This window comes from Clostridium sp. CAG:43, assembly GCF_000434655.1.
In the GTDB taxonomy this organism is placed as follows: Bacteria; Bacillota; Clostridia; order Lachnospirales; family Lachnospiraceae; genus Otoolea; species Otoolea fessa.
In genome coordinates this window covers 7924-8602 of record NZ_FR894998.1, presented here as the reverse complement: position 1 = coordinate 8602, position 679 = coordinate 7924, and the positions used below count along the sequence as shown (strand labels likewise).

General features: G+C 51.8%; 1 protein-coding gene. It reads left to right on the top strand.

What is annotated here, in order from left to right; genetic code table 11:
• Window positions 1-4 precede the first annotated feature (4 nt).
• The coding region (truA, locus tag QVO97_RS00805) for a tRNA pseudouridine(38-40) synthase TruA (protein WP_288188524.1) at window positions 5-679 on the top strand (675 nt) is incomplete at its 3' end.

Sequence of the window (679 nt, the reverse complement as noted above, 5' to 3'; positions counted from 1 at the left end):
AAAAATGCCAGATCGAAATATAAAAATTACCCTGCAATATGACGGAAGCCGTTATGACGGCTGGCAGAAGCAGGGAAACACGGACAAGACGATACAGGGAAAATTAGAGCAGATTCTGGAGAAAATGGCGGGGCAGACGGTAGAGGTGCACGGTTCCGGACGGACAGATGCAGGGGTCCACGCATGGGGACAGGTGGCGAATTTCCATCTTCCGGCGTCCTGTGCCGGGATGAGCGCGGAGGAGTTGAAAGCGTACCTGAACCGCTATCTCCCGGATGATATCGCTGTTTTATCGGCACAGGAGGCGGGAACGCGTTTTCACAGCCGTTTAAATGCTGTTTCCAAGACGTACTGCTACCGGATTGAGACGGCAGCGAAGAAAAATGTATTTGAGCGCCGATATGTGTACGGTCTGGGGGAACCGCTGGACATAGCGTCCATGAGGCGGGCGGCTGCGTATCTGACGGGTGAGCACGATTTTAAAGCATTCTGTTCGTTGAAACGGATAAAAAAATCGACGGTGCGGAATCTCACTGCTATTGAGCTGACCATGCAGGAAAGTGTGTGCGAACTGCATTTTCGTGGCAACGGCTTCCTATATAATATGGTAAGAATCCTGACCGGTACACTGATCGAGGTAGGACTTCATAAGCGGACACCGGAATCAGTAGCGGAGGCG